19 protein-coding genes and 1 pseudogene are annotated in these 25,559 nt (G+C 70.9%); 2 read left to right on the top strand and 18 right to left on the bottom strand.

Features of this window, described 5'->3' with window-relative positions:
* Positions 1-98: 98 nt before the first annotated feature.
* The gene (locus H4F70_RS08805; RefSeq protein ID WP_182348282.1) at positions 99-1,796 is read left to right on the top strand and encodes a fumarate hydratase; all 1,698 of its coding nucleotides are present in this window, start codon (positions 99-101) and stop codon (positions 1,794-1,796) included.
* A gap of 183 nt (positions 1,797-1,979) precedes the next feature.
* Here H4F70_RS08805 and H4F70_RS08800 read toward each other — a convergent pair whose 3' ends face one another.
* The 18 genes and pseudogenes from H4F70_RS08800 to H4F70_RS08715 form a co-directional block, all read right to left on the bottom strand.
* Positions 1,980-3,302, bottom strand: a complete 1,323-nt coding sequence (locus tag H4F70_RS08800) for an NAD(P)/FAD-dependent oxidoreductase (protein WP_220471791.1) — start codon at positions 3,300-3,302, stop codon at positions 1,980-1,982.
* A gap of 29 nt (positions 3,303-3,331) precedes the next feature.
* A complete protein-coding gene (locus H4F70_RS08795; protein WP_182359863.1) occupies positions 3,332-4,753 on the bottom strand; it encodes a lipase family protein in 1,422 nt (473 codons plus the stop codon).
* Positions 4,750-6,075: a hypothetical protein gene (locus H4F70_RS08790; RefSeq protein ID WP_235681422.1), complete on the bottom strand. Its 1,326-nt coding sequence runs from the start codon at positions 6,073-6,075 to the stop codon at positions 4,750-4,752. Before H4F70_RS08790 ends, H4F70_RS08795 begins: the two co-directional genes overlap by 4 nt.
* A gap of 192 nt (positions 6,076-6,267) precedes the next feature.
* A complete protein-coding gene (gene nuoN / locus H4F70_RS08785) occupies positions 6,268-7,899 on the bottom strand; it encodes an NADH-quinone oxidoreductase subunit NuoN (protein ID WP_182360277.1) in 1,632 nt (543 codons plus the stop codon).
* A gap of 5 nt (positions 7,900-7,904) precedes the next feature.
* Positions 7,905-9,527 carry an NADH-quinone oxidoreductase subunit M gene (locus H4F70_RS08780; protein WP_182359862.1) on the bottom strand — a complete coding sequence of 541 codons (1,623 nt, stop codon included), beginning with the start codon at positions 9,525-9,527 and terminating at the stop codon, positions 7,905-7,907.
* Positions 9,524-11,482 carry an NADH-quinone oxidoreductase subunit L gene (nuoL, locus tag H4F70_RS08775; protein ID WP_182360276.1) on the bottom strand — a complete coding sequence of 653 codons (1,959 nt, stop codon included), beginning with the start codon at positions 11,480-11,482 and terminating at the stop codon, positions 9,524-9,526. Before nuoL ends, H4F70_RS08780 begins: the two co-directional genes overlap by 4 nt.
* 70 nt (positions 11,483-11,552) lie before the next feature.
* Positions 11,553-11,852, bottom strand: coding sequence for an NADH-quinone oxidoreductase subunit NuoK (gene nuoK, locus H4F70_RS08770; RefSeq protein WP_182348279.1), 300 nt, complete (start codon positions 11,850-11,852; stop codon positions 11,553-11,555).
* Positions 11,849-12,781 (bottom strand): NADH-quinone oxidoreductase subunit J, encoded by a 933-nt coding sequence (locus tag H4F70_RS08765; RefSeq protein WP_182360275.1) that lies wholly within the window; start codon positions 12,779-12,781, stop codon positions 11,849-11,851. The genes nuoK and H4F70_RS08765 overlap by 4 nt, the downstream gene beginning before the upstream one ends.
* A 17-nt stretch (positions 12,782-12,798) precedes the next feature.
* Entirely contained in the window at positions 12,799-13,329 is a 531-nt protein-coding gene (nuoI, locus tag H4F70_RS08760; protein WP_182348278.1) for an NADH-quinone oxidoreductase subunit NuoI, read from the bottom strand.
* On the bottom strand, positions 13,322-14,701 hold the full coding sequence (gene nuoH / locus H4F70_RS08755; protein WP_182360274.1) for an NADH-quinone oxidoreductase subunit NuoH: 1,380 nt from the start codon (positions 14,699-14,701) through the stop codon (positions 13,322-13,324). The genes nuoI and nuoH overlap by 8 nt, the downstream gene beginning before the upstream one ends.
* Positions 14,702-14,715: 14 nt before the next feature.
* Positions 14,716-17,208 carry an NADH-quinone oxidoreductase subunit G gene (locus H4F70_RS08750; protein WP_182359861.1) on the bottom strand — a complete coding sequence of 831 codons (2,493 nt, stop codon included), beginning with the start codon at positions 17,206-17,208 and terminating at the stop codon, positions 14,716-14,718.
* Positions 17,205-19,394 carry an NADH-quinone oxidoreductase subunit NuoF gene (gene nuoF, locus H4F70_RS08745; RefSeq protein ID WP_235681421.1) on the bottom strand — a complete coding sequence of 730 codons (2,190 nt, stop codon included), beginning with the start codon at positions 19,392-19,394 and terminating at the stop codon, positions 17,205-17,207. Before nuoF ends, H4F70_RS08750 begins: the two co-directional genes overlap by 4 nt.
* A complete protein-coding gene (locus tag H4F70_RS08740; protein WP_182359860.1) occupies positions 19,391-20,701 on the bottom strand; it encodes an NADH-quinone oxidoreductase subunit D in 1,311 nt (436 codons plus the stop codon). The genes nuoF and H4F70_RS08740 overlap by 4 nt, the downstream gene beginning before the upstream one ends.
* Positions 20,701-21,394: pseudogene (locus H4F70_RS08735) on the bottom strand (NADH-quinone oxidoreductase subunit C). Before H4F70_RS08735 ends, H4F70_RS08740 begins: the two are co-directional and overlap by 1 nt.
* Positions 21,391-21,945 (bottom strand): NuoB/complex I 20 kDa subunit family protein, encoded by a 555-nt coding sequence (locus H4F70_RS08730; protein WP_182348274.1) that lies wholly within the window; start codon positions 21,943-21,945, stop codon positions 21,391-21,393. Before H4F70_RS08730 ends, H4F70_RS08735 begins: the two are co-directional and overlap by 4 nt.
* A 31-nt stretch (positions 21,946-21,976) precedes the next feature.
* A complete protein-coding gene (locus H4F70_RS08725) occupies positions 21,977-22,354 on the bottom strand; it encodes an NADH-quinone oxidoreductase subunit A (protein ID WP_182348273.1) in 378 nt (125 codons plus the stop codon).
* Positions 22,355-22,590: 236 nt separating this feature from the next.
* Positions 22,591-23,052 (bottom strand): hypothetical protein, encoded by a 462-nt coding sequence (locus H4F70_RS08720; RefSeq protein WP_372497574.1) that lies wholly within the window; start codon positions 23,050-23,052, stop codon positions 22,591-22,593.
* Positions 23,053-23,151: 99 nt separating this feature from the next.
* Positions 23,152-24,504, bottom strand: coding sequence for a glutaminase (locus H4F70_RS08715; protein WP_182359859.1), 1,353 nt, complete (start codon positions 24,502-24,504; stop codon positions 23,152-23,154).
* Positions 24,505-24,616: 112 nt separating this feature from the next.
* Here H4F70_RS08715 and H4F70_RS08710 point away from each other — a divergent pair, with 112 nt between their 5' ends.
* Positions 24,617-25,552: a cation efflux transmembrane domain-containing protein gene (locus H4F70_RS08710; RefSeq protein WP_182359858.1), complete on the top strand. Its 936-nt coding sequence runs from the start codon at positions 24,617-24,619 to the stop codon at positions 25,550-25,552.
* The last annotated feature ends 7 nt before the right edge of the window (positions 25,553-25,559 follow it).

Genomic DNA, 25,559 nt, shown 5'->3' with positions numbered 1-25,559 from the left:
GGCCGTGCGGCACATCACGGGTTCCCGCGGGCGGGCTCCGGATCGGCGGTCGTTAACCTGGAGGCGAAACCATAGAATTCTTCGGACCTGGAGTGATAATGGCCGATTTCCGTTACGAGGACCTGCTGCCGACCGGTGAGGACCGCACCGAGTACCGGCTGCTGACCAAGGAAGGGGTCGGCACGGCCACCGGCCCCGACGGCCGCACCTTCCTCACCGTCGGCCCCGAGGCCCTGCGTCTGCTCACCGAGACCGCGCTGCACGACATCTCCCACTACCTGCGCGCCGATCACCTAGCCCAGCTGACGAAGATCCTCGAGGACCCCGAGGCGTCGAACAACGACAAGTTCGTCGCACTGGACCTGCTCAAGAACGCCAACATCGCCGCGGCCGGGGTGCTGCCGATGTGCCAGGACACCGGCACCGCGATCGTCATGGGCAAGCGCGGCCAGCACGTGCTCACCGAGGGCGACGACGAGCGCCACATCTCCCGCGGCGTGTTCGACGCCTACACCAAGCTCAACCTGCGCTACTCGCAGAACGCCCCGCTGACCATGTGGGAGGAGAAGAACACCGGCTCCAACCTGCCCGCGCAGATCGAGCTGTACGCCGACACCGCCGTCGGCCACGAGGACGCGTACAAGTTCCTGTTCATGGCCAAGGGCGGCGGCAGCGCCAACAAGTCCTTCCTGTACCAGCAGACCAAGGCGATCCTCAATCCGGACAAGATGATGCAGTTCCTGGAGGAGAAGATCCGTTCGATCGGCACCGCTGCGTGCCCCCCGTACCACCTGGCGATCGTCATCGGCGGCACCTCGGCCGAGTTCGCGCTCAAGACCGCCAAGTACGCCTCGGCGCACTACCTCGACGAGATGCCCACCGAGGGGGCCATCACGGGCCGCGGGTTCCGCGACACCGAACTGGAGAAGGACGTCTTCGAGCTCACCCAGAAGATCGGCATCGGCGCCCAGTTCGGCGGCAAGTACTTCTGCCACGACGTGCGCGTGGTGCGCCTGCCGCGCCACGGCGCGTCGCTGCCGGTGGCCATCGCGGTGTCGTGCTCGGCCGACCGCCAGGCCAAGGCCAAGATCACCCCGGAGGGCGTGTTCCTCGAGAAGCTCGTCACCGATCCCGGACGGTTCCTGCCGGAGGTGACCGACGAGCAGCTCGACGCAGACACCGACGGCGTCGCCAGCACAGGCAAGAACGCCGCCGTCCAGATCGACTTGACCCGCCCGATGCCGGAGATCCTCGCCGAGCTCAGCAAGCACAAGGTCAGCACCCGGCTGTCCCTCACCGGGCCGCTGGTGGTGGCCCGCGACATCGCGCACGCCAAGATCCAGGAACGCCTGGACGCCGGCGAGGAGATGCCCGAATACCTCAAGAACCACCCCGTCTACTACGCGGGACCGGCCAAGACGCCCGACGGGATGGCGTCCGGCTCCTTCGGCCCCACCACCGCGGGACGCATGGACTCGTACGTCGGATCGTTCCAGGGCGCCGGCGGCTCGATGGTGATGCTCGCCAAGGGCAACCGGTCCAAGCAGGTCACCGACGCCTGCGAGCAGCACGGCGGCTTCTACCTGGGATCCATCGGCGGCCCGGCCGCGCGCCTGGCGCAGGACTGCATCAAGAAGGTCGAGGTGCTCGAGTACCCGGAGCTCGGCATGGAGGCGGTCTGGAAGATCGACGTGGAGAACTTCCCCGCGTTCATCGTCGTCGACGACAAGGGCAACGACTTCTTCGCGCACAGCGGTGAGGTGACGCTCACCATCGGCAAGCGGCCCGGACTGTAAGGGCCGGGCCGGCGAGGCTGCTGCTGTCGGTGACGGCGGCAGCCCGGGCCGGGTGCTGGACTCGCGGGCCGGTCCACTGTGCGCGAGCGCATCACCCGGCCGCGAGTGCATCCCGCCCGTCGCGCGGGCCGATCCCCCTTCGCGCGCCGGACTGCTGACCGGCCCCACGCCGCACCGGCCCGTCTACCGCCCCCGCCGCAGGTCCTGCGCCACGTGCGCGATCATCGCCTGCGGACGGTACTTGGTGAAGTATCCGACGCTCCACGACGCGGCGGCCCCCACCCGCTGCCACACGCCGGACAGCAGCGCCGCATGCACGCCGAGCCATGCGATGAAAGCGAGGGGCCCCTTGAACTGCCAGCGGCGCGGCCCCACCTCGGCCACCGCGGCACCGCGGCCGATCATCGCCATGATGCCCTTGTCGCGGTAGGCGAACGGCGTGCGCGGCCGGCCGGACAGGTCGGCCAGGATGTTCCGGGCCGCCCACTTGCCCGACTGCTGCGCCACCGACCCGAGCTGCGGCAGGGCGCGGCCCTTCCCGTCGGTGATGTTCGCGGAGTCGCCCAGCGCGTACACCCCGTCCAGGCCGTCGACGGTGAGGTCCGGGGCCACGTCCACGCGGCCGCCCCGGCCCAGCGGCAGGCCGGAGTCGGCGAGCACGTCGCGCCCCTTGAGCCCGCCGGCCCACACCACCATCCGTGCAGGCACGCGCGTGCCGTCGTCGAGGGTGACGCCGTCGCCGCGCACCTCGGTGACGCCCCTGCCCAGGTGCAGCCGGACGCCCGCGCCCTCCAGCACACCGCGGGCGTACTTCTGCGATTTCTCGGAGAACGGGCCCAAGACGGTGGGCACCATGTCGACCAGGTGCACGGTGGTGCGTGCGGCCAGGTCGCCGGGGAACACCGCCGCGACCGCCGATGCGAGACTCTCCGCCACGGCACCGGCGAACTCGACACCCGTCGCACCGCCGCCCACCACCACCAGGTCGATGGGGTCGCGTGGCGCGGAGAGCTTGTCGGCCTCGTCGAGCGCGGAGAGCATGGCCCCTGCCAGCCGCACCGCGTCGTCGAGCGAGTACAGAGGGTACGAGTGCTCGGCGGCGCCCGTGATGCCGAAGAAGTTCGCCTGGGCCCCGGTCGCGACCACCAGCACCCGTCCGGTGCACACGGAACCGTCGTCGAGCGTCACGGTGCGCGCCGCGGCGTCGATGCGGGTGACCTCCGAGATGGCGACGCGGACGGTCTCCTGGCGACGGAACATCGACCGCAACGGGCGCGCCACCTCGGTGATGCCGATCTGGGACGTGGCCACCTGGTAGAGCAGCGGCTGAAACTGGTGGTAGTCGTTGGCATCGAGCAGCAGCACGTCCACGCCCGCCTGACCGAGTTGCTGCGCCGCGGCGACACCCGCGAAGCCGCCGCCCACGACGATCACGTCCCAGCGTGACGCCTGCGCGGAACCGCTTCCGTCCGAGGTGCCGTCATCGGCCTGCACATCGTCCACCACGCCTACGACCGTAGTGGATCGGTCGCCGCTCAGCCCTCCGAACCGCCGAGGCCGACGGACTCCGCCAGCCAATCGATCGTCTGCATCCCGAACAGGTCCGTGCCCCAGCCGTAGGGGTCGCTGAGCAGCTTTGCCATGGAGCAGTCGCTGGGCGCGTAGGTCACGTCGGTCCCGCCTGCCCGGTACTGTTCCGCGAGCTCGCGCGAGTCCTTGGCCGGCACCAGCGACATCGGCGAATCATCCGCGCCGCAGGAAGTGATGAGGACCTTCGCCTCCGGCGCCGAACGCCCGAGGACATTGTCGTCGTAGGCGTGCTGGAAGTCCGGGATGTCCGCGGGGTTCAGGCCCGACTCGAACAGCAGATTCAGCGGCACGAACGGCATCGAGAAGTAGGAGAGCTGGCACTGGTCGCGGTAGAAGTCGGCGATCTGCCGGCCCAGCGGGGTGAGCTTCTCGTCGATCTTCATCTCCGGGTACCAGGGTTCGAGCCCCAGCAGATTGGCGAAAGCGAATCCCGAGCCCACCGAGCCGTCGGCGACGCGCATGAAGTTGCGCTGGTCGACCACCATGCCTTCGAGCACTGCAGAACGCACATTGAGCTCCGGGGCGTAGGTCGGCTGCAGTTCGGCCGCCATCGCCGCGCCGACGCCGCCGCCGGCGATGCCGAACACACCGATGGGGACGTCGTCGGCCAACCCCGTGCCGGGCACCTGCAGCGCCGCCCGCAGGCCGTCCAGGTTGGCGCGCCCGCTGAACTGCCCTGCGAAGACCCCGTGCGGGTCCTGGTCGGCGTCGTTGCCCACGTCGCTGATCATCACCGCCATGCCGCGGTCGAACATGAGCGCCAGCGGGCCGAGGGCCGAATAGGCGGCCGGGTCCAGCTGGTCTCCGCCGGTCCATTGCGTACTCGGATGGCAGCCGGGACCGACGCTGTCATTGGCCTCCTGGTAGCCGATCAGCGACTCGGGGCCTCCCGACCCGGGCGGGCGCGGAATCATGAGGATTCCGGTACTGATCACCTGCTGCCCCTGCACGCCGCGGGTCACGTACATGACCTTGTGCGCGTCCAGATGCGCGGGGCGCACGCCCCCGAACATCACCTGGACAGGCTTCGATTTGAGCAGCGTGCCCGGCGCCACCTCTCCGTCCAGTGGCGGCTCTTCGTAGAACGGGTCGTCCGCGCGCAGGCCGTCGATCACCTCGCCGGGCGTGGCGAGGCGTCCGTCGGTGAAGGTGCTCTCGATGTAGGGCGTGAAAACCTCGTCGAGGCCCGGGGTGCGTACCGGAGGGTCGGCTGCGGCAACCCCGGAGCCCAGCGCGGCGCCACCGAGCGCCGCGCTTCCGGACAGAACCAGCCCGCTGCCCGCCACCGCCAGCCATCGGCGCGCACGCCCGGCTCCCGCGCCCGCACCGCCACGGCGATTCCGTGTGATCGTTCCGGATACCGTCATGAGACCGTCACTTTCGTCGCGGCGGCTGCGGAGGAGAGCAGCTCGGGAATGTGTTGGAGGGGGCGTCCGCGCCGCAGCTGGTCGGCGTACGGCCGGCTGAGCTGCGCGGCGAGCCCCGGCCAGTCGTTCTCGACCATCGCCTTGTACTTGGGCAGCAGCTGGGCGTTGATGTACTCCCAGCGCTCGTCGAACACCGACCAGTTCCAGCCGGGCAATGGCGTGGTGATCGTCACGGTGCGCCCGTCCGGCAGCGGCCGGGTGATCTCGATGGGGTGGAACTCACGCGGCGGCACCACGCCTGCCACGGACGGCGTGGCCGCGATGGTGGTGGCGTAGGTGATCGCCTCACCGACCGCGCCCTTGTAGTCGCGCACCTGGTCCCACTGTTCGGCGATCACGGTGTACTGCTCGCGCCGCAGCAGCGCCCCGTTGCCGGCGGCGATGCGGCCCGGATCGCCGGAGGCGACGTCGCGCCAAGCTTGCATGATGTCCGCGCCGAACAGCCCGGCGCGCTGCATCTCCTCGAGCGCCGGAAGCCCCTCGGTGACGTACGCCTGGTGCATCGGCATCAGGTCGGAGAAGATGTTCTTCTGCATCACCAGGATCATCCCGAGCACCCAGTGCAGGTCCTGGGGCGTCACCGTGGCGCCCACTTCCGCCAGTGCACGTAGTCCGTCCGGGAGCTGCGCCGCCGCCTCCGCGCCGCCGGCCTGCAGCACCCGGGACACCACCTCGTTGGCCGCCTGCGAGAGCCCGGGGTACTCGTAGACGTCGGTGAGCAGCTCGAAGTCCAGCAGCCCCCCGCCGAAGTCGCCGCCGACGAGGCCGCCCATTCCCGCCCACTGCAGCTCACGGTGCTGCAGTTGCAGTTTCTCGTAGTACTTGTACGAGTCGATGAGGTTCTGGCGGTTCGCCTCCGCACCCGCGCGCGGATCCCACTGCGCAAGGTCGATTCCGGCGGCGTTGCTCACGTCGACCAGCCAATACTGGTACAGCAGCGCGGCGTAGCGGGTGGGCTCGACGCCCGCGGCGCGGGCCTGGTCGAGCAGCGCGCCCAGCCGCTGTTCGTCGTAGGGCAGCGCCGGGTTGACCCCGCCCGGGCCGTGCGCGGCGTCCCGGTTCACCAGCGGCAGGTCCAGATACTGCTGCAGGTCCTGCGACACGGCCCCGGACGTGGGGGCCGCGGCCGCCACACCCGGAAGGCCGACTGCCACCGCAGTCGACGCCGACACGCCCGTCACCAGCAGCAGCGCCGCCGACGGAGCCGCGATCGCGCGCGCCGTCCTCCCCGGTGCCTTCCGCCCCGGCCCCGTGCCTGTCATACTCGTCGTCGAACTCACACTCGCCCCTCCCGTGGACATGCCCCACGCCCCGCATTCCATGGCCCTCTCCCACGGGTCCGGCAATGCCGTAACGCATCGTCGCATCAATATCGCCTCAATACCGTAACGACACTCCCCGTAATTCGCGACCTTTGCAGAATCCATCGCGTGCGGCGCCTGGTCGCGATTCCGTCAGTGAAGGAACGGCGCCGCCGTGTCCGCGAGATCGAGCAGCGGCTGCGGCGCCACCCCGAGCACGACCGTGACGACCACGCTCACCACCACGGCGACGGCGGTCAACGCGCCGGGCGCGGCCACGACGGGTGTGCCACCGCCGGGCTCGGCGAAGAACATCAGCACGATGACGCGGATGTAGAAGAAGGCCGCGATGGCGCTGCACACCACCCCCACGATCACCAGGGCCGTCTCGCCGCCGCCGAGCGCCGCGGAGAACACCACGAATTTCGCCACGAATCCGCTGGTGAGCGGTATCCCCGCGAAGGCGAGCAGCAACAGCGCCAGAGCTGCGCCGAACACCGGATGCCGCCGGCCCAGACCGACCCACTGCGCGGTGTCCGGCGCCTCGGGCGCAAGGCCGTCCCCGGATACGTCCGCCGCAGCGCTGCGCACCAGGCCCGCCAGCGCGAACGCACCGACCGCGCTCACCCCGTACGCGGCCAGGTAGAACAGGACGGCCGAGAGCCCGTCATCGGATGCCGGGACCACGGCAGTGAGCATGAAGCCGATGTGCGACACCGACGAGTACGCCAGCATCCGTTTGATGTCGGTCTGCGTCAGCGCCACGACGGAGCCGAAGACCATCGTCGCGATCGCGACCGCCCACAGCACCGGACGCCACTGGTCGTGGAGGGCCGGCAGCGCCACCAGGAACACCCGCAGCAGCGCGCCGAAGGCCGCGATCTTCGTCGCCGACGCCATGAACGCGGTCACCGGCGTCGGAGCACCCTGGTACACGTCGGGAATCCAGGAGTGGAACGGCACTGCGCCCACCTTGAACAGCAGGCCCATGCCGAGCAGACCCGCACCCACGAGCGCCAGCAGCGTCGCGCCGCCCGGGCCGTCGGCTTCGACGCTCGCCCGCGTGGCTTCGGCGATGCCGTCGAGCGACACGGTGCCGGCGTAGCCGTAGAGGAGCGCCGCGCCGAAGATGAAGAACGCCGACGAGTACGCGCCCAGCAGGAAGTACTTGAGCGCCGCCTCCTGCGAGAGGAGACGGCGATGTCGCGCCAGCCCGCACAACAGGTACAGCGGGAGCGAGAGCACCTCGAGGGCGATGAACATCGTGATCAGGTCGGCGGAGGCGGGGAAGAGCATCATGCCGCCGACGGAGAACATCGCGAGCGGGAAGATCTCCGTCTGGACGATGCCCGCGCGCCGCGCCACGGCCTCGGCCGCGCCCCCGGGCACCGCGGACGCCTGCGGGGCGAAGAACGGTGCACCCGCGCCCGCCGCGGCGGTCTCACGCGCCGGGCGGCGTAGCGTCAGTCGCCTGTCGACGAAGAGCATGAGCGACAGGAACGCCACGACGAGGATCGTCCCCTGGAGGAACAGGGCGGCCCCGTCGACCGTCACGGAACCGGCCATCACGGTGCGCCCGGTACCGCGCAGGGCCAGCACGATCACGGCCGCGAACGCGCCGATCAGCCCCGCCCCGCTGAGCGCGACCTGGGCCGTGAAGCGTCCGCGGCGCGGTGCGAACGCCTCCACGAGCACGCCCACCACCGCGGCGGCGAACACCACGATCATGGGCGAGAGCGCCGCGTAGTCGATGTGCGGCGCCGGCTGCGCCGCGAGCAGTTCCACCGCGTTCACGGATGCCCCCCTTCCCCGCCGGCCGGACCGTCGCCCGGCCCCTCTGCCACCCCGGGAACACCGCCGCGCACCGTCGGCGGCGGATCGGACGAGTGCACCGACGTGAGCGTGGACTCCACCGCCGGATCGATCACGTCAAGGATCGGCTTGGGGTAGAGCCCCAGCACCAGCAGCAGTACGAGCAGCGGCGCCACCGCGATGACCTCCCGGGGCCGCAGGTCGCGGACATGCCTGTTGCCGTCGTCCGTCCTGCCCCCCATGACGCGTTGATAGAGCCACAGGATGTAGACAGCGGAGAGCACCAGCGCCGCCGTCGCGACGACCGCCGCGGCACCGTATCGCGTGTAAGTGCCGATGAGCACTAGGAACTCGCTGATGAAGGGCGCCAGCCCCGGCAGCGACAGCGTCGCCATCCCCGCCACCAGGAAGGTCCCCGCCAGTACGGGAGCCACCCGTTGGATGCCGCCGTACGCCGCGATGGCGCGCGTACCCCGGCGGGTGACGAGGAACCCGGCGATGAGGAACAGCGCCGCGGTCGAGAGACCGTGGTTGACCATGTACAGAGTGGAGCCGGACTGCCCCTGGCTGGTGAGCGCGAAGATGCCCAGGATGATGAAGCCGAAGTGGGAGATCGAGGTGTAGGCGATCAGTCGCATCACGTCGCGCTGCCCGATGGCGAGCATCGCGCCATAGACCACCGCCACCACAGAGAGCCCGACGATCCACGGCGCGAAGGTCCGTGCCGCGTCGGGGAACAGCTCGACGGCGAAGCGGAGCATCGCGAAAGTGCCGACCTTGTCGACCACCGCCATCATCAGCACCGCGACGGTGGGCGTGGTGTAGACGGCGGCGTCCGGCAACCAGGTGTGCAGCGGCCACAGCGGCGCCTTGACCGCGAACGCGAACATGAAGCCCAGGAACAGCGCATTGGCCACCGGGGCGGAGATCGCCAGATCCCCCGAGGAGACCGCCCGCGCGATGGCGGGCAGGTCGAAGGTGCCGGAGGCGAACGGGCTGTCGTCGCCGGCCGTGGCCACGTACAGCCCGATCACCGCTGCCAGCATGATCAAGCCGCCCAGCAGGTTGTACAGCAGGAACCGCACGGCGGCGCGCGAGCGCGCGCCGGCCTCGCGCGCGTCCTGCCCGTAGCCGCCGATGAGGAAGTACAGCGGCACCAGCATCGCCTCGAACACCACGTAGAACAGGAACACGTCCAGCGCGGTGAAGGAGATCATCACCATGGCCGTGGTCGCCAGCACCAGCGCCACGTAGGTGTGCGCCCGGCGGCCTCCTGCGCCCGGGTCGTGCCAGCCGGCGAGCAGCAGCAGCGGCACCAGTACTGCGGTGAGCAGCACCAGCGCCAGGCCTATGCCGTCGAGGCCCAGGTGGTAGCCCACCCCGAGCGAGCGGATCCACTCGTGCTGCTCGACGAACTGGTAGCGCGCCCCGCCGGTGTCGAAGCCCACCGCCACGACCACGGCCACGGCGAAGGTCGCCACCGCGACGGCCAGCGCCACCGCCTTGGCCACGGCGGGCCGCCCGCGGGGCACCGCGAACACGCCGAATGCGCCCGCCGCGGGCAGCGCCCACAGCACTGTGAGCCAGGGGAATCCGTTCACCACACCCTCCCCAGCACGACGATGGCCAGCACTATCGCGACGCCCGCGAACATGGTGAGCGCGTAGCCGCGCACGAACCCCGTCTGCACCCTCCGGGCCGCGCGGGACAGCGCCATGGCCGCTGCCGCGCATGCGTCGACGAACCTGTCGATCCCGCCGCGTTCGACCACGGTGAGCGAGTCGGTGAGCGCCGCGCCGGGACGCATGAACACGCCCTCGTTGAAGGAATCGCCGTAGAGGTCCTTGCGGGCCGCCGTCGTCAGCGCGGAGACGTCGGCGGGCGCGGTCACGGGCACCGGCCGCAGCGCGTAGGCGCGGTAGGCGGCGCCGACGCCGGCGAGCACCACGGCCAGTGTGATCACCGTGATCGCCCAGACGGGGATCGGCGGCTCTGCGTGCGCGGTGCCCACCACCGGCTCGAGCCAGTGCTCCAGCCTGTCGCCGATGGTGAGCAGCCCGCCCGCGAAGATCGACCCGAGCGCGAGCACGATCATCGGCACGGTCATCGACGACGGCGCCTCCTCCGGTTCGGGCATGCTCACTTCGCCCGTGGACTCCTTGAGCGTGGGCTGCCAGCGCCGCTCGCCGCAGAAGGTCATGAGCATCACGCGCGTCATGTAGAACGCGGTGAGCCCGGCGCCCACGATCGCGGCCGCGCCCAAGGCCGTGCCCGCCGCGCCGCCGTGGGCGAAGGCGGCCTCGATGATCTTGTCCTTGGAGAAGAACCCGGACAGCGGGGGTATTCCGATGATCGCGAGGTATCCGAGACCGAAGGTGATGAACGTGATGGGCATGGCCGTGCGCAGGCCGCCGAGCCGTCGCATGTCCACCTCGTCGTGCATCCCGTGCATCACCGAGCCGGCGCCCATGAACAGCCCGGCCTTGAAGAATCCGTGTGTGAGCAGATGCAGGATGGCGAAGGCGTAGCCGGCCGGGCCCAGCCCCGCGGCCAGCACCATGTAGCCGATCTGGCTCATCGTCGACGCGGCGAGCGCCTTTTTGATGTCGTCCTTGGCGCAGCCGATCACGGCGCCGAAGAGCACCGTCACCGTCCCCACCACGAGGACCGCGGTGCGGGCCCCCTCGGCGAGGTCGAAGATCGGGCCGGAACGCACGATGAGGTACACGCCCGCCGTGACCATCGTCGCGGCGTGGATCAGCGCCGACACCGGCGTGGGGCCCTCCATCGCGTCGCCGAGCCACGACTGCAACGGCACCTGGGCGGACTTGGCGCACGCAGCGACGACGAGCATGAGGCCGATCGCGTTGAGCGTGCCCTCGCCCATGGCGCCGGCCGCCCCGAACACGTCGCCGAAACCGACCGATCCGACCACGGCGAACATGATCATCATGGCGATGACCATCCCCATGTCGCCGACGCGGTTGACCACGAACGCCTTCTTGGCAGCGGTGGCCGCGGTGGGCCGGTACTGCCAGAACCCGATGAGCAGGTACGAGGCCAGGCCCACCCCCTCCCAGCCCAGGTAGAGCCCCAGGTAGTTGTCGGAGAGCACGAGCACGAGCATCGCGGCCAGGAACAGGTTGAGGTAGGCGAAGAACAGCCGCCGCCCGGGCGCGTCCCCGGCGAACCGGCCGGCCGGGTCGGGGCCGTGCGCCATGTAGCCGATCGAGTAGATGTGGATCAGCGATCCCACACCGGTGATGAGCAGCACGAAGCACAGCGAAAGCGGGTCGAGCAGCAGCCCGAAATCGACGTGGAAGTCCGCCACCGGAACCCAGCTGAACAGGTCCTGGTCCGCAGTGCGCGCCGCCGTATCCTGGCCGAGCATCTGCGCCCACAGCGCCAGGCCCAGTCCGAACGCCGCGAGCGCCGTGGCACAGCCGAGCAGGTGGCCCCACCGGTCGCTGCGCCGGCCCACCACGAGCAGCAGCAGCGCGCCCGCCGCCGGTAGCGCGGGCACGAGCCACAGCACCGACGCGGCGCCGCCGGACATCCCGCCGGCCAGGCCCGCGGCCACCGCCGCGCCGTCGCCGGTTGCGGAGTCGATCACCGTCATCGTGCCGTCACCCCCTCAGCTCGTCGGCCTCGTCGACGGACGTGCTGCGGCGCGTCCGGAACACGGTCATGATGATCGCCAGGCCCACCACCACCTCGGCCGCCGCGACAACCATGGTGAAGAAGGCCAGCACCTGCCCGTCGAGGCTGCCCAGCCGGCGTGAGAACGTCACGAACGCGAGGTTGGCGGAGTTGAGCATGAGCTCGATGCACATGAACACCACCAGGGCGTTGCGCCGCACCAGCACGCCCACCGCGCCGATCGTGAAAAGGATGGCTGACAGGTACAGGTAGTTGTCGGGGTTCACGACGCCGGCCCCCGTCCCCCGTCGCTTTCGTCCCCGTAGCGCTCGTCCCCGGCACGTCCGTCCAGCGCCCTGGTCGCGCCGTCCACCGCCCGCGCCCTGCCGGAGGACTCGCCGGCGGATGCGGCCGGGGGCGCCGCGGGGCCCGCCTCGACGCCGGGGCGCGGGCCGACGATCGTGTGCCCGGCGCGCAGGGCCGGGCTGACCGACAGCGTCGAATAGGTCCCGTCGGGAAGCCGGGCCGGCGAGTCGACGGCGTTGTTGCGCGCGTAGACGCCCGGCGGGGGCATGGGGGTGACGTGCCGCCCCGTGCGGATCCGCTCGCGGGAGAGCTCCCGCTGAGTGCGCACGGGTCCGAGCTGCTCGCGGTGGGCCAGGATCATCGCGCCCACCGTCGCGGTGATGAGCAGCGCCCCGGTGAGCTCGAAGGCCCAGAGGTAGCGATCGAAGATGAGCTCGGCGAGCGCGTCGACGTGTCCGTCGCCGCCCGGGCCGGGCGCGCCGGTGCCGCCGGGCCCCATGGCGGCGACGGCGTGTCCGATGCCGCCGACCAGCAGCGCCCCGAAGCCGATCCCCACCAGGATCGACGCCACGCGCTGCCCCTTGAGCGTCTCCACCAGCGATTCCTCGGAGGAGATGCCCACGAGCATGAGCACGAACAGGAACAGCATCATCACCGCGCCCGTGTACACCACCACTTGGACGACGCCCAAGAACAGCGCCCCCTGGGCGATGTAGAACACGGCCATGATGATCATCGTCAGCGCCAGGAACAACGCCGAGTAGACGGCACGCGACGACGCCACGACGCCCAGCGCGGCGATCACCGCGACGGTGGCGAGAATCCAGAACAGCACAGCCTCGCCCGTGGAGGTGGTGGCCGCGACGTCGCCGGCCGGCGATCCGGCGCCGCCCGTCCCGGCGGCGAGCACCGCGGCCTGGCCGGGGGTCACCGCTGCGCCTCCGGCCCGTCCGCGGGGCCGACTGCGCCCCGGTAGTAGTCCTCGTCCGTCGCACCGGGGGCCATCGGGTGCGGCGGCTGCTCCATCCCCTCCTCGAGCGGCGCCAGAAGACGGTCCTTGCCGTAGATGAGCGAGCCGCGATCGGTGTCGGCCATCTCGTAGTCGGAGATCATCGTCAGCGCCCGCGTGGGACAGGCCTCGACGCACAGACCGCATCCGATGCAGCGCAGGTAGTTGATCTGGTAGACGCTGCCGTAGCGTTCCCCCGGCGAATAGCGTTCCTCGTCGGTGTTGTCGGCGCCCTCCACGTAGATCGCGTCGGCCGGGCACGCCCACGCGCACAGCTCGCAGCCGATGCACTTCTCCAGCCCGTCCGGGTACCGGTTGAGCTGGTGGCGGCCGTGGTATCCGGCGGCCAACGTGCGCTTCTCCTCCGGATAGAACTCGGTGTTGGGCTCCGCGAACATCGTCGCGAAGGTGACGCCGAGGCCTTCGAACATCCCGCCCAGGTCAGACATCGCTGCTCTCCTTCCGGTTCTCGGAGTCCCCGCCACCGGGTCCACGACGGTCGCCGGAGCCGGGACCGCCCTCGGCCCGGCCGGTCAGCGCCCGGCCGCCGCGCTGTTCGGGCAGCGGCGGCACGGGGAAGCCTCCGGACTCCGGACCGGCGCCCGGCGGCCCGGCCGGATCCGGTGGACCACCCGCCCGCACCTCGGCTCGCGCGGCCGCGAAATGCCTGCGCACTCCGACTGCGACGGCGATCGCTATCGCGATCCCGCACACGATGAGCACGATGGCCGCACCGTCCCTGCCGTCGTCCCGCAGCGCCCGGTAGGCGGCGACGAGCATGACCCACAGCAGCGCCGCGGGGATGAGGACCTTCCAGCCCAGGTTCATGAACTGGTCGTAGCGGAACCGGGGCAGTGTGGATCGCAGCCAGATGAACAGGAACAGCAGCAGCCAGATCTTGATGACGAACCAGAGCACGGGCCACCAGCCGCTGTTGGCACCGGCCCACAGGCTCAGCGGCCACGGTGCCTGCCACCCGCCCAGGAACATCGTGATCGCCAGCGCCGAGACGGTGGTCATGTTGATGTACTCGGCCAGCATGAACATCGCGAAGCGCAGCGACGAGTACTCGGTGTGGAAACCGCCGACCAGCTCGCCCTCGGCTTCGGGCAGGTCGAACGGCGCGCGATTGGTCTCGCCCACCATCGACACCAGGTAGATCACGAACGACGGGAACAGCAGCAGCACGTACCAGAAGCGCCCCTGCGCGGCGACGATCCCGGACGTCGACAGCGTGCCCGCGGCCAGGAAGACCGCCGCGAAGGTGAGTCCCATCGCGATCTCGTAGGAGATCACCTGCGCCGTCGAGCGCAGCCCGCCCAGCAGCGGATAGGTGGATCCGGACGACCACCCGGCGAGCACGATCCCGTACACGCCCACCGACGTGACGGCGAGGATGTAGAGGACGGCCACCGGCAGGTCGGTGAGCTGCAGCGGCGTGCTGTGCCCGAACACCGACACTGCGGGGCCGAAGGGGATCACCGCGAAAGCCATGATGGCCGGCACCACCGCGATGATCGGCGCCAGGAAGTACACCGGCCGGTCCACCATCGCCGGGACGATGCCCTCCTTGAGCGCGAGTTTGATGCCGTCGGCGAGGCTCTGCAGCGAACCCCACGGGCCCCAGCGGTTGGGGCCCACCCGGTTCTGCATGTAGGCCATGATCTTGCGCTCGATCAAGATGGCCACCAGCACGGTGAGCACCAGGAACGCGAAGACGACGATCGCCTTGGCGAGGATCAGCCACCAGGGGTCGCGGCCGAAGTCGGACAGGTCGGTGAACTCGTCCGCCGCGCGTACCCGCGCCGCATCGGCGGCCATGGCCGCGATGATGGTCACGCCGCACCTCCTCCCTCGATCCCGACGACGCTGCCGGACGCCGCGCCCAACGCGGAGTAGACGGCGCTGCCGGGCGAGTTCATCGGCAGCCACACTGTGCGGTCGGGCATCGCGGTCACCGCCAGCGGCAGCGTCACCGCACCGCGCGGGGTCGTCACCGTCACCGCGTCGCCGTCGGCCGCGCCGATCTCCCGGGCCGTGACCGCGGACAACCGGACCACCGGGCGGCGTGCCGTGGCCGCGAGGTTGGGGCGCCCGTCCTGCATCGCTCCCCTGTCCAGCAGCATCCGCCACGTCGACAGCACCGCCTGGCCCGCCGCCGGCGCGTCGACTCCGCGCCCGGCCCTCTCACCGCTCGCCCGCGCAGCGGTCGACGGGCCCGCGTCCGGGCCCGCAGCGCCCTGTGCCGCAGCCCCCTGCTTCTCGGCACCCCGCGTCGCGGCGCCCCGCTTCGCTGTGCCCAGCGCCGCGATCTCGGCGCGCGCGGCCGCCACGTGCGGCAGTCCCAGGTCCACCCCCATCCGGCCTGCGAGGACGTGCAGGATCCGCAGGTCGGAGAGCAGGCCCGGCTCCGGCAGTGCCGCGTCGAACGGTCGGCCCCGGCCTTCCCAGTCGAGGAACGTCCCCGCCTTGTTCTGCACGGGCGCGACGGGCAGCACCACGTCCGCGACGTCGGTCACCGCGGTGCGCCGCATTTCCAGGCTGACCACGAATCCGCACCGCGCCAGCGCATCGCGGGCGCCGAACGCGTCCGGCAGGTCGTCGGGGTCCACGCCGCCCACCAGCAGCGCGTCGATGTCGCCGGCGTGTGCCGCCGCGAGGATCCCTGCCGTGTCCCGGCCGGGGCCGGCGGGGAGTTCGTCGACCCCCCACGTCTCCGCCACCCGTCGGCTGTGTTCGGGCTCGGCCAGCCTGCGGCCGCCCGGAAGCTGGCCCGGCAGGGTCCCCGCCTCCACGCCGCCGCGCTCGCCCGCGCGCCGCGGAATCCAGGCGAGACGCGCGCCCGTGGCATCGGCCAGGCGGCGGGCGGCGGTGAAGGCGCCCGGCGCCGACGCCAGCCGCTCGCCGGCGAGGATCACCGCCCCCGGGCTGCGCAGCAGCGTGCCGACGTCGTCGTAGGCGCCCGCCGCGATGCCGTCGAGCACGACGGCCTCACGGCCGGGGACCGTCTCCAGCAGCCGCCCGTCCATCCGCCGCAGACCGGCCGACGCGAACGGCGCGAGCGAGTAGACCGGCATGCGCCGCGTGCGTGCGGCCTTGCGCAGCCGCAGGTACACGATGGGCGATTCCTCCTCCGGCTCGAACCCTGCGAGCACCACCACGGGGGCCGCGGCCAGGTCGGCGTAGGTGACCTCGAGCCGGCGCCCGGCGACACGCTCCGCCAGGAAGTCCGCCTCTTCGTCACTGTGCACGCGCACCCTGTGGTCGATGTCGTCGGTGCCCAGCACCACCCGCGCGAACTTGGCGTAGGCGTAGGCGTCCTCCCACGTGCTGCGCCCGCCCACGAGCACGCCCGCGGCCGCCGCCCCCGCGAGCCCCCGGGCCGCGGCGCGCACCGCCGCAGGCCAGGAGGCGGGGGCCAGTCTTCCGTCGTCTCCGCGCACCAGCGGACCTGTGATCCTGTCCGGCTCCGCGGTGTAGGCGAAGGCGAACCGGCCTTTGTCGCAGTTCCATTCCTCGTTGACGTCCGGGTCCTCGCCGGCGTACCGGCGCAGGACGGTGCCGCGCCGGTGATCGGTGCGCTGCGCGCAGCCCGACGCGCAGTGTTCGCACACCGATGGCGTGGACACGAGATCGAAGGGGCGCGACCGGAATCGGTAGTCCACGTCGGTGAGCGCCCCGACGGGGCAGATCTGCACGGTGTTGCCGGAGAAGTACGACTCCAGCGGCTGTTTTCCGTATACCCCCACCTGCTGCAGCGCGCCCCGCTCGAGCATGTCGATGAACGGGTCGCCCGCGATCTGTTCGGAGAACCGCGTGCACCGTGCGCACAGCACGCAGCGTTCACGGTCCAGCAGGATCTGTGCGGACAGGTTGATCGGCTTGGGAAATTCGCGCTTGACCAGGCCGAAGCGCGTTTCCGGGTCACCGTGCTCCAGTGCCTGGTTCTGCAGCGGGCACTCGCCGCCCTTGTCGCACACCGGGCAGTCCAGCGGGTGGTTGATGAGCAGGAACTCGATCACCCCGCGCTGCGCCTTGTCCGCCACCGGCGAGGTCGCCTGCGTGCGCACCACCATGCCGTCGGTGGCCACGGTGGTGCACGACGCGAGCGGTTTGCGCTGCCCCTCCACGTCCACCAGGCACTGCCGGCACGCTCCGACCGGGTCGAGCAGCGGGTGGTCGCAGAACCGCGGGATATCGACCCCGATGGTCTCGGCTGCGCGGATCACCAGCGTGCCCTTCGGCACGGTCAACTCTCGGCCGTCGATGGTGAGGGTGACCGTCGGAGCGCGGTCGCCGCCGCCCGCGCCGTCGTGCGGTGCCGTCATGCCCGATCACCCCCGCCGTAGACCGTCGCGTCGGCCGGGTCGAACGGGCAGCCGCCGTGCGTGAGGTGGGCGATGTATTCGTCCCGGAAGTACTGGATCGACGAGGTGATGGGGCTGGTGGCGCCGTCGCCGAGCGCGCAGAACGCGCGGCCGAGGATGTTGTCGGACAGGTCGAGGAGCTTGTCCAGGTCCTCCTCCGTGCCGCGCCCGGCCTCGAGCCGCTCCATCAGCTGCACCAGCCAATAGGTGCCCTCACGGCACGGTGTGCACTTGCCGCAGGACTCGTGTTTGTAGAACTCGGACCAGCGCAGCACGGTGCGCAGCACGCACGTGGTGTCGTCGAAGATCTGCAGCGCCTTGGTTCCCAGCATCGAACCGGCCGCCGCCATGCCCTCGTAGTCCAGCGGCAGGTCCAGGTGCTCGGCGGTGAGGATCGGCGTGGACGATCCGCCGGGGGTGAAGAACTTGAGCCGCCGCCCGTCCCGGACGCCGCCCGCGTAGTCGAGCAGTTCGCGCAGTGTGATGCCCATCGGCGCCTCGTACTGCCCCGGCCGCGCTACGTGGCCGGACAACGAGTACAGCGTGAAGCCCGGCGATTTCTCGCTGCCCATGGAGCGGAACCAGTCGACGCCGCGGCGCAGGATCGCGGGCACCGACGCGATGGACTCGGCGTTGTTGACCACGGTGGGGCAGGCGTACAGCCCCTCCACCGCGGGGAACGGCGGGCGCAGCCGCGGCTGGCCGCGCTTGCCCTCGAGCGAGTCCAGTAGGGCCGTCTCCTCGCCGCAGATGTAGGCGCCGGCCCCGGCGTGCACCATCAGCTCCAGATCGAAGCCGCTGCCCAGGATGTCGCCGCCGAGGTACCCGGCCCGGTGGGCCTCATCGACGGCGGCGCGCAGGCGGCGCAGCACCGGTACCACCTCGCCGCGCAGGTAGATGATCGCGCGCTGCGCGCGGAAGGCGTAGCAGGAGATGATCGCCCCCTCCACCAGCGCGTGCGGGTTGGCCAGCATCATCGGGATGTCCTTGCACGTGCCCGGTTCGGACTCGTCGGCGTTGACCACCAGGTAGTGCGGCTTGGTGCGGCCGTCCGGCCCGGGGCCCTGGGGGATGAACGACCACTTGCGTCCGGTGGGGAATCCCGCGCCGCCACGCCCGCGGAGGCCCGAGTCGCTCACCGTCGTGACGACCTCGTCGGGCGTCATCGCCAAGGCGGCGCGCAGGCCCTCGTACCCCCCGCGCTCCCGGTATCCGTCCAGCGTCCAGGGGGCCTCGTCGTCCCAGCCCTCGCTGAGCACCGGCGTCAGGCTCGTCGTCCCCGCACCGTCGCCGTCGCGGGTCAGCCGGAGCCCGGCCACGGACGCGTGCCCGGCGGCGCCGCCCGCCGCGAGGGCGCCGGGCCGTTCATCGGCGAACCCTGCGAGCGTGCGGCAGGTGGCACGGAAATCGCCCAGCGGCGCACCGCGCGTGGGGGTCACGGTCTCCCCCGCGCGGAGCCTGTCGACCACGTCGATCGCCGAGCGCGGCGTCTGGTCGTCGAAGAACTCCCAGTTGACCGTCATGACGGGGGCGAAATCGCAGGCCGCGTTGCATTCGATGGGTTCGACGGTGACGGCACCGTCGTCCGTGGTGTCGCCGGGGCCCGCGCCCACGCCGAGGTGCCGCCGCAGCGCCGCGAGGATCTCGTCGCCCCCCAGCGTGGCGCACAGCGCGTTCGTGCACACGCCCACGAGGTAGGTGCCGGTGGGGTTGCGGCGGTACATCGAGTAGAAGCTCGCCACCGCGGTGACCTCGGCGGCGGCCAGGCCCAGGTGGCGGGCGCAGAACTCGATGCCCGCCGGCGTGAGGTGGCCGTCCTCGGACTGCACCAGGTGCAGCAGCGGAATGAGCGCCGAACGCTCGGGCACGATGCCGCCCCCGGGATCCGCGGCGGCGGGGTCGGCGTAGCGGGCGATGATCGTCGCGGCGTCCGCGTCGAGGCGCTGCAGGGTCTGCGCGTCGTAGCTTTCGCGCGCGCCCGGCTTGACCAGCCGGCCGTCCTCGGAGGCCGCGCGCCCGATGCGCACCGGCACCGGCCCGCGCATCGGTGCGGAGCCGCTGGCGTAGGAGCTGCGCCCCGGCGGGGCGGCGCCGGCGGGCGCCGCGGCCGCGGAACGGTCCACGTAGGACCGGTGCTGGATCGTCATCGGTCCACACCCCCCATCACCGGGTCGATGCTGGCGACGGACGCGATGACGTCGGAGACCATCCCGCCCTCGCACATCGCCGCCACCGCTTGGAGATTCGTGAAAGACGGGTCGCGGAAGTGCACCCGGTACGGACGGGTGCCGCCGTCGGAGACCATGTGCACCCCCAGCTCGCCGCGCGGCGACTCCACCGCCGTGTACACCTGCCCCGCGGGCACCCGGAACCCCTCCGTCACCAGTTTGAAATGGTGGATCAGGCCCTCCATGGACGACTCCATGATGTGCTGCACGTGCTCGCGGGACTGGCCGATGCCGTCGTCGCCCACCTGCAGGTCCGCGGGCCACGCCAGCTTCTTGTCCTCGATCATCACCGGCCCCGGTCGCAGCTTGTCCAGGCACTGTTCGATGATCTTGAGCGACTCGCGCATCTCGCCGATGCGGATCAGGTACCGGCCGAAGCAGTCGCAGCCGCGGTCGGTCACGGTCTCGAACTCGTAGGCCTCGTACCCGCAGTAAGGCTCGCTGCGGCGCAGGTCGTGCGGCAGCCCCGTCGACCGCAGCACCGGCCCGGTGATGCCGAGCGCCATGCACCCGGCCAGGTCCAGGTATCCGATGCCCTCGTTGCGGCCGCGCCAGATGGGGTTGTCGGTGAGCAGCTTCTCGAGCTGATCGATCCGGCCGGGAAGGGTCTCGATGAGTCGGCGGATCAGCGGCACCGCGGATTCCGGCATGTCCCGGCTGACCCCGCCCGGGCGGATGTAGTTGTGGTTCATCCGCAGTCCGGTGATCTCCTCGAAGACGTCCATGACCAGCTCGCGTTCACGGAACCCGAAGACCATGACCGTCACCGCGCCCATCTCCATGCCTGCGGTTCCCAGGGCCACCATGTGCGAGGAGATCCGGTTGAGCTCCATGAGCAGCACCCGCAGCACGTTCGCGCGCTCGGGGATGTCGCCGGAGACGCCGAGGAGCTTCTCCACCCCCAGGCAGTAGGCGGCCTCATTGAACAGCGGCGACAAGTAGTCCATGCGGGTGACGAAGGTGACGCCCTGTGTCCAGTTCCGGAACTCGAGGTTCTTCTCGATCCCGGTGTGGAGATACCCGATCCCGCACCGCGCCTCCACCACCGTCTCGCCGTCGAGCTCGAGGATCAGCCGCAACACGCCGTGCGTGGACGGGTGCTGCGGGCCCATGTTCACCACGATGTGCTCGTCGCCGGAGTCGCGGATCGCGTCCGCCACCTCGTCCCAATCACCGCCGGCGGACGTGAAGGGACCGGACTTGTGCGTGGTCGCCCCGTCGGACATCAGTTGTAGGACCTCCTCGACTCGGGGGGAGGGATCTGCGCGCCGTGGTATTCGACGGGGATGCCGCCCAGCGGATAGTCCTTGCGTTGCGGATGCCCCTCCCAGTCGTCGGGCATCTCGATCCGGGTCAGGGCAGGGTGCCCGTCGAAGATGAGGCCGAAGAAGTCGTATGTCTCGCGTTCGTGCCAGTCGGTGGTCGGATAGACACCCGTCAGCGTGGGCACGTGCGGGTCGGAATCGGGCGCTTCCACTTCCAGGCGCACGCGCCGATCGTGCGTGATGGACAGCAGGTGGTAGACGGCATGCAGCTCGCGCCCCGCCTGCTCCGGGTGATGCACGCCGGACACTCCCAGGCACAGCTCGAACCGCAGGGCCGGGTCGTCCCGCAGCAGCTGCGCCACCAGCGGCAGGCGGTCGCGGCGCACATACAGCGTCAGCTCGCCGAACTCCGTCGTCGCGGCCTCCACCGCGTCGTCGAACGCGCCCCCCACGCGCTCGAGGCCCGCGGCGAGCGCGTCGGCCGCGTCGCGAACCACCGGCCGTACGGGCGCCGGGCGGCGGGCGGCTCCGGCACCCTGCGCACCAACCGCCCGTAGCCGAGGTGTCGCCGGACCCGCGCACGCCGAACAGCCCACGACGCTCCGCCCCGATGCCCCCGCCGGTCGCGCCGCCGGGCAGCCGCCCGCCGGTCAACGGAGCTTCCCCTTCAGTTCGAGCGTGGTGGGCGAGGCGAGCGCCGCCTCCTCCGCGGCCCGCACCGCCTGCTCGCGGTGCACGCCCAACGGCATGCGGCCGATCTGCTCGTGCAGCGTGATGATGGCGTTGAGCAGCATCTCGGGGCGCGGCGGGCAGCCCGGCAGGTAGATGTCGACGGGAACCACGTGGTCGACGCCCTGCACGATCGCGTAGTTGTTGAACATCCCGCCCGACGAGGCGCACACGCCCATCGACAGCACCCACTTGGGTTCGGGCATCTGGTCGTACACCTGCCGGAGCACCGGGGCCATCTTCTGGCTGACCCGCCCGGCGACGATCATCAGGTCCGCCTGCCGGGGCGACGCGCGGAACGGCTCCATGCCGAAGCGGGCGATGTCGAAGCGGCCTGCCGCGGTGCCCATCATCTCGATGGCGCAGCAGGCCAACCCGAAGGTCGCCGGCCACAGTGAGCCCTTGCGCGCATAACCCGCCACCGCCTCGACGGTCGACAGCAGGATTCCGCTGGGCAGCTGTTCCTCGAGTCCCATCAGCAGACGCCTCCGTCCTTTCCCATCCCGGTCACGCCCACTTGAGCCCGCCGCGCCGCCATTCGTACGCGTAGGCCACCGAGACGTTGACGACGAACAGCGCCATCGCGGCGAGCCCGAAGTACCCGAGCGCGTCGAAGTGCACCGCCCACGGGTAGAGGAACACGATCTCGATGTCGAAGATGATGAAGAGCATGGCCGTCAGATAGAACTTCACCGACACCCGCTGGCCCGCCGCCGCGCCCGGTTCGCCGGACTGATGCGAGAGGGGGTCGATGCCGCACTCGTAGGCCTCCAGCTTGGCCCGGTTGTAGCGCCGCGGGCCGATGAAGGAGGCCACGCCCACCGAGAACACCGCGAAGGCGAGCGCGATGGCCCCGATCACGAGGATCGGCACGTATGCGTTCATCGTCCGACAGCTCCTCTCGCTCCGCCGCAACTCACCGGAAATCCCTGGGCCGCACTAGATTCCGCTCCTCCGGCGGATCCGCGCCCGCGAGGTCCGGATTGCGCGGAAGGCGGATCAACACTGTGACCCGGGACTCACCTGTGACGTGAAACTCACCCTACTCACGAACCCTGCCGACGTGTTTCGTTTTCCACGGCACGGCGTGTGCGGAGGGCGGACGGGCGCGTCCGCGGGGATCAGTCGGCCGCGGAGCCGACCATCGAGCGGAGCAGCCGCAGCGCCGCGTCCGCGACGTCGAAAGGGTCCAGCGGATGCACCACCGCCGCCTCGGCGTGCGACCATTCGGCAAGCCAGGCGTCTGCACGCCGCCCCAGCAGCACCAGCACGGGCGGACACTGGTCGATCTCGTCTTTGAGCTGACGCGCCAGGCCGAGCCCGCCCGCCGGCGACGCCTCACCGTCGAGGATCACCACGTCTACGCCGCCCGCATCCATGTGCCGGAGCACCATCGGCGCCGTGGCGGCCTCGAGGAAGTCGACCTCGGGCAGATCGGGGGACGGCCGGGCGCCGATCGCGTCCACGACCGCGGCACGCGTGGTGTGGTCGCTGCTATAGACCAGCACGCGTGCGGGGCGCCGGCCCGCGACCGCGTCCGTTGCGCCGCAGGCGGAGGCCCGTGCGCCGCGCTTCCACTTCACGCCGCCGATGCTACCCACGCAACGGCGATCGCCGACCCGAATACCGAAACCGGCGGAGGCCCTCGCTATTCCCCGCCGGCGCGCCGTGCGAGCCTCCGGCTACTCCACCGTGGTGACGTCGGGCGTCGGGGTGTCCACACTGGGGCTCGTGTAGAACGCGGGCACGCGCAGGGCCTCTTCCCCCACGATCCCCGCCAGCGAATCCACCACGCGCAGCCGCCGCCCCTCGCCGATCACCGGATCCGCGATCACCCCGTCCGGGTCGATCAGCACTACGGTACGGCCGTCGTCCTCGAGCCCGCGTGCGATCTCCAGCAGCAGCCTGCGCGCCACCTTGTTGACGGAGTAGGTCCGCGAGAGGTCCCAGGCCACCGTGGGCGACTCCGGCGGAAACTGTTCGAGGTGCCGTGCGATCCACTCCGCGCCGGCGAACTGGATGGCGCCCTGCAGCGCATAGATGCCCACCCGGCCACCATCGGCCGTCGTCACCTCGCCGTCGTCGCGCAGCACCGAGCGGGCCGGCGGCGGCACCGACATCAGATGCAGTCCCATGTCCTCGGTCATCCGCTCGAACGCGCCGACCCCCCGCACACTGTTGCCGTGCGTGTCCAACGGCGGCGAGAACGTCGCGATCCCCGCCTGGCCGGGCAGCACCCCGATGATGCCGCCGCCCACGCCACTCTTCGCGGGGATGCCCACGGTGGAGAGCCAGTCGCCGGCCGAGTCGTACATCCCGCAGGTCGTCATGATCGTGAGCACCTGGCGTACCACGCGCGCCGAGAACACCCTCTCGCCGGTCCTGGGCTGCACCCCGCCGTTCGACAGCGTCGCGGCCATGGTCGCCAGGTCACGGGTGGTCACCCGCACTGCGCACTGCCGGGTGTAGCCGCGGACCAGCTGCAGTGGCTCCAGATCCACATTGCCCGCGCTGCGCAGCATGTTGGCCAGCGCACGATTGCGGTACGCGGTCTCCATCTCGGAGTGGTAGACCTGCTCGTCGATCTCCAGCTCACGCCCCGCAAGAGCGGACAAGCCAGCGCGGATCCGCTCCACGCGCGCGTCCACCCCTCCGCCGGGGAGCAGTAACGCGTGGGTGGCCAGCGCACCGGCATTGATCATGGGATTCATCGGCCGGCCGGTCTCCGGCTCCAGCGACAGTTCGTTGAACGCGTCGCCCGACGGCTCCACGTCCACCGCCTCCCACACCATCTCCGGGCCCAGGTCCTCGAGCGCGAAACCGTAGACGAACGGCTTGGATATCGACTGGATCGTGAACTCCACGTCCGCGTCTCCCGCGCAGTACACCGCGCCGTCCACGGCAGAGAGGCCGATCCCGAACAACGTCGGGTCCACCTCTGCGAGCTCGGGGATATACGAGGCGGGCGCACCGCCTTCGACGACCGCGCACGATTGCAGGAGCTCGGTCAGGTAGTCGTGGATCGGCGAACGCATGCGCCGAGACTATCGCCGCAGCGCGGTCGGCGCGCTGTCCCCGTTCTCCGGCCACACGGTGGGGTCCGCCTTTCCGGCCGCGGGCGGCTATGTACCCGTTAGTATCCGCGTCATGACCGGAGTGCCGTCCCCTCCTCGACCGCCGGTGGCGTCCACCCCGCGCACCGAGGCCAGGGCGCTGCTGCTGAGCATGTTCGGATCCGGAGGAGTCGGCCTCGCAGGGGTGGCCGCAGGCGTCGTCACCGGAGCAGACGTCGTGCTCTTCGACGGCATGGTCACGCTGGCGGGCATCCTGCTCGTGCTCGTCTCCGTGATCGCATCGCGCGTGGCCGCGTCGAGCCCTACGACCGAATTCCCCTACGGCCGTCACGCCGCGACCCCGCTGGCGGTCGCCGTGCAAGGCGCGGCACTGCTGGGGGCATTGGCATACGGCTCCGGCAGCGCCGCCGCGACGATGGCCGCCGGCGGCACAGACCCCGCCGGCACCGTCGTCGCGGTGTACGGGGCGATGGCGACCATCGTCAGCCTCGCCATGACCGCCGTTCTCTCGCACTATGCGAAGGCCTCCCCCCTGGCACGCGCCGAGCTGGTCTCGTGGCGTGCGGGCGCCTGCCTTAGCGGCGTCGTCACTGCGGGGGGCGTCGCGGGGATCGTCCTCACCTCGCGCGGGATGGCGACCGCCGCCGGCTACCTGGACCCCGCCCTGGTCCTGGTCGCATCCATGGCCCTGCTGCCCACCGCGCTCGGGCTCGTACGCGACGGCGGACGCGAACTGCTCGAGGCGGCACCGCCACCGCACATCGCCGACGCCGTCTCCGCCACGGCACGGCGCGTGCAGGACCGTTTCAGCCTGCCCGCCCCGCTGGTGCGCGCGACCAAACTCGGACGGCGCCTCTACGTCGATGTCGGCTTCGCCATCACGGATCGCGACTGGGACATCACCGACGAGGACGAAGTGCGAACGGACATCCATGCCGAACTGTCCGCACTCGACTACGACGTGGTCGCGAGCGTCATCATCACTCTCGATCGCCGACTGCTCGGCTGACCGCGGT

It is taken from the genome of Tomitella gaofuii (assembly GCF_014126825.1).
Lineage (GTDB): Bacteria > Actinomycetota > Actinomycetes > Mycobacteriales > Mycobacteriaceae > Tomitella > Tomitella gaofuii.
The sequence above is the reverse complement of the archived record's forward strand: the minus strand, read 5'-3'. Positions and strand labels throughout refer to the sequence as shown.

What these genes read in the sequence shown, in the direction of transcription:
- nuoI (WP_182348278.1), bottom strand. Translation starts at nt 13,329, where the DNA reads ATGTCTGACCTGGGCGGGATGTTCGAAGGCCTCGGCGTCACCTTCGCG.
- H4F70_RS08710 (WP_182359858.1), top strand. Translation starts at nt 24,617, where the DNA reads ATGACCGGAGTGCCGTCCCCTCCTCGACCGCCGGTGGCGTCCACCCCG.
- H4F70_RS08750 (WP_182359861.1), bottom strand. Translation starts at nt 17,208, where the DNA reads ATGACGGCACCGCACGACGGCGCGGGCGGCGGCGACCGCGCTCCGACG.
- H4F70_RS08790 (WP_235681422.1), bottom strand. Translation starts at nt 6,075, where the DNA reads ATGACAGGCACGGGGCCGGGGCGGAAGGCACCGGGGAGGACGGCGCGC.
- nuoH (WP_182360274.1), bottom strand. Translation starts at nt 14,701, where the DNA reads ATGGCCGCCGATGCGGCGCGGGTACGCGCGGCGGACGAGTTCACCGAC.
- H4F70_RS08795 (WP_182359863.1), bottom strand. Translation starts at nt 4,753, where the DNA reads ATGACGGTATCCGGAACGATCACACGGAATCGCCGTGGCGGTGCGGGC.
- H4F70_RS08805 (WP_182348282.1), top strand. Translation starts at nt 99, where the DNA reads ATGGCCGATTTCCGTTACGAGGACCTGCTGCCGACCGGTGAGGACCGC.
- nuoF (WP_235681421.1), bottom strand. Translation starts at nt 19,394, where the DNA reads ATGACGATCCAGCACCGGTCCTACGTGGACCGTTCCGCGGCCGCGGCG.
- H4F70_RS08740 (WP_182359860.1), bottom strand. Translation starts at nt 20,701, where the DNA reads ATGTCCGACGGGGCGACCACGCACAAGTCCGGTCCCTTCACGTCCGCC.
- H4F70_RS08725 (WP_182348273.1), bottom strand. Translation starts at nt 22,354, where the DNA reads ATGAACGCATACGTGCCGATCCTCGTGATCGGGGCCATCGCGCTCGCC.
- nuoL (WP_182360276.1), bottom strand. Translation starts at nt 11,482, where the DNA reads ATGTCCGGCGGCGCCGCGTCGGTGCTGTGGCTCGTGCCCGCGCTACCG.
- H4F70_RS08715 (WP_182359859.1), bottom strand. Translation starts at nt 24,504, where the DNA reads ATGCGTTCGCCGATCCACGACTACCTGACCGAGCTCCTGCAATCGTGC.
- H4F70_RS08730 (WP_182348274.1), bottom strand. Translation starts at nt 21,945, where the DNA reads ATGGGACTCGAGGAACAGCTGCCCAGCGGAATCCTGCTGTCGACCGTC.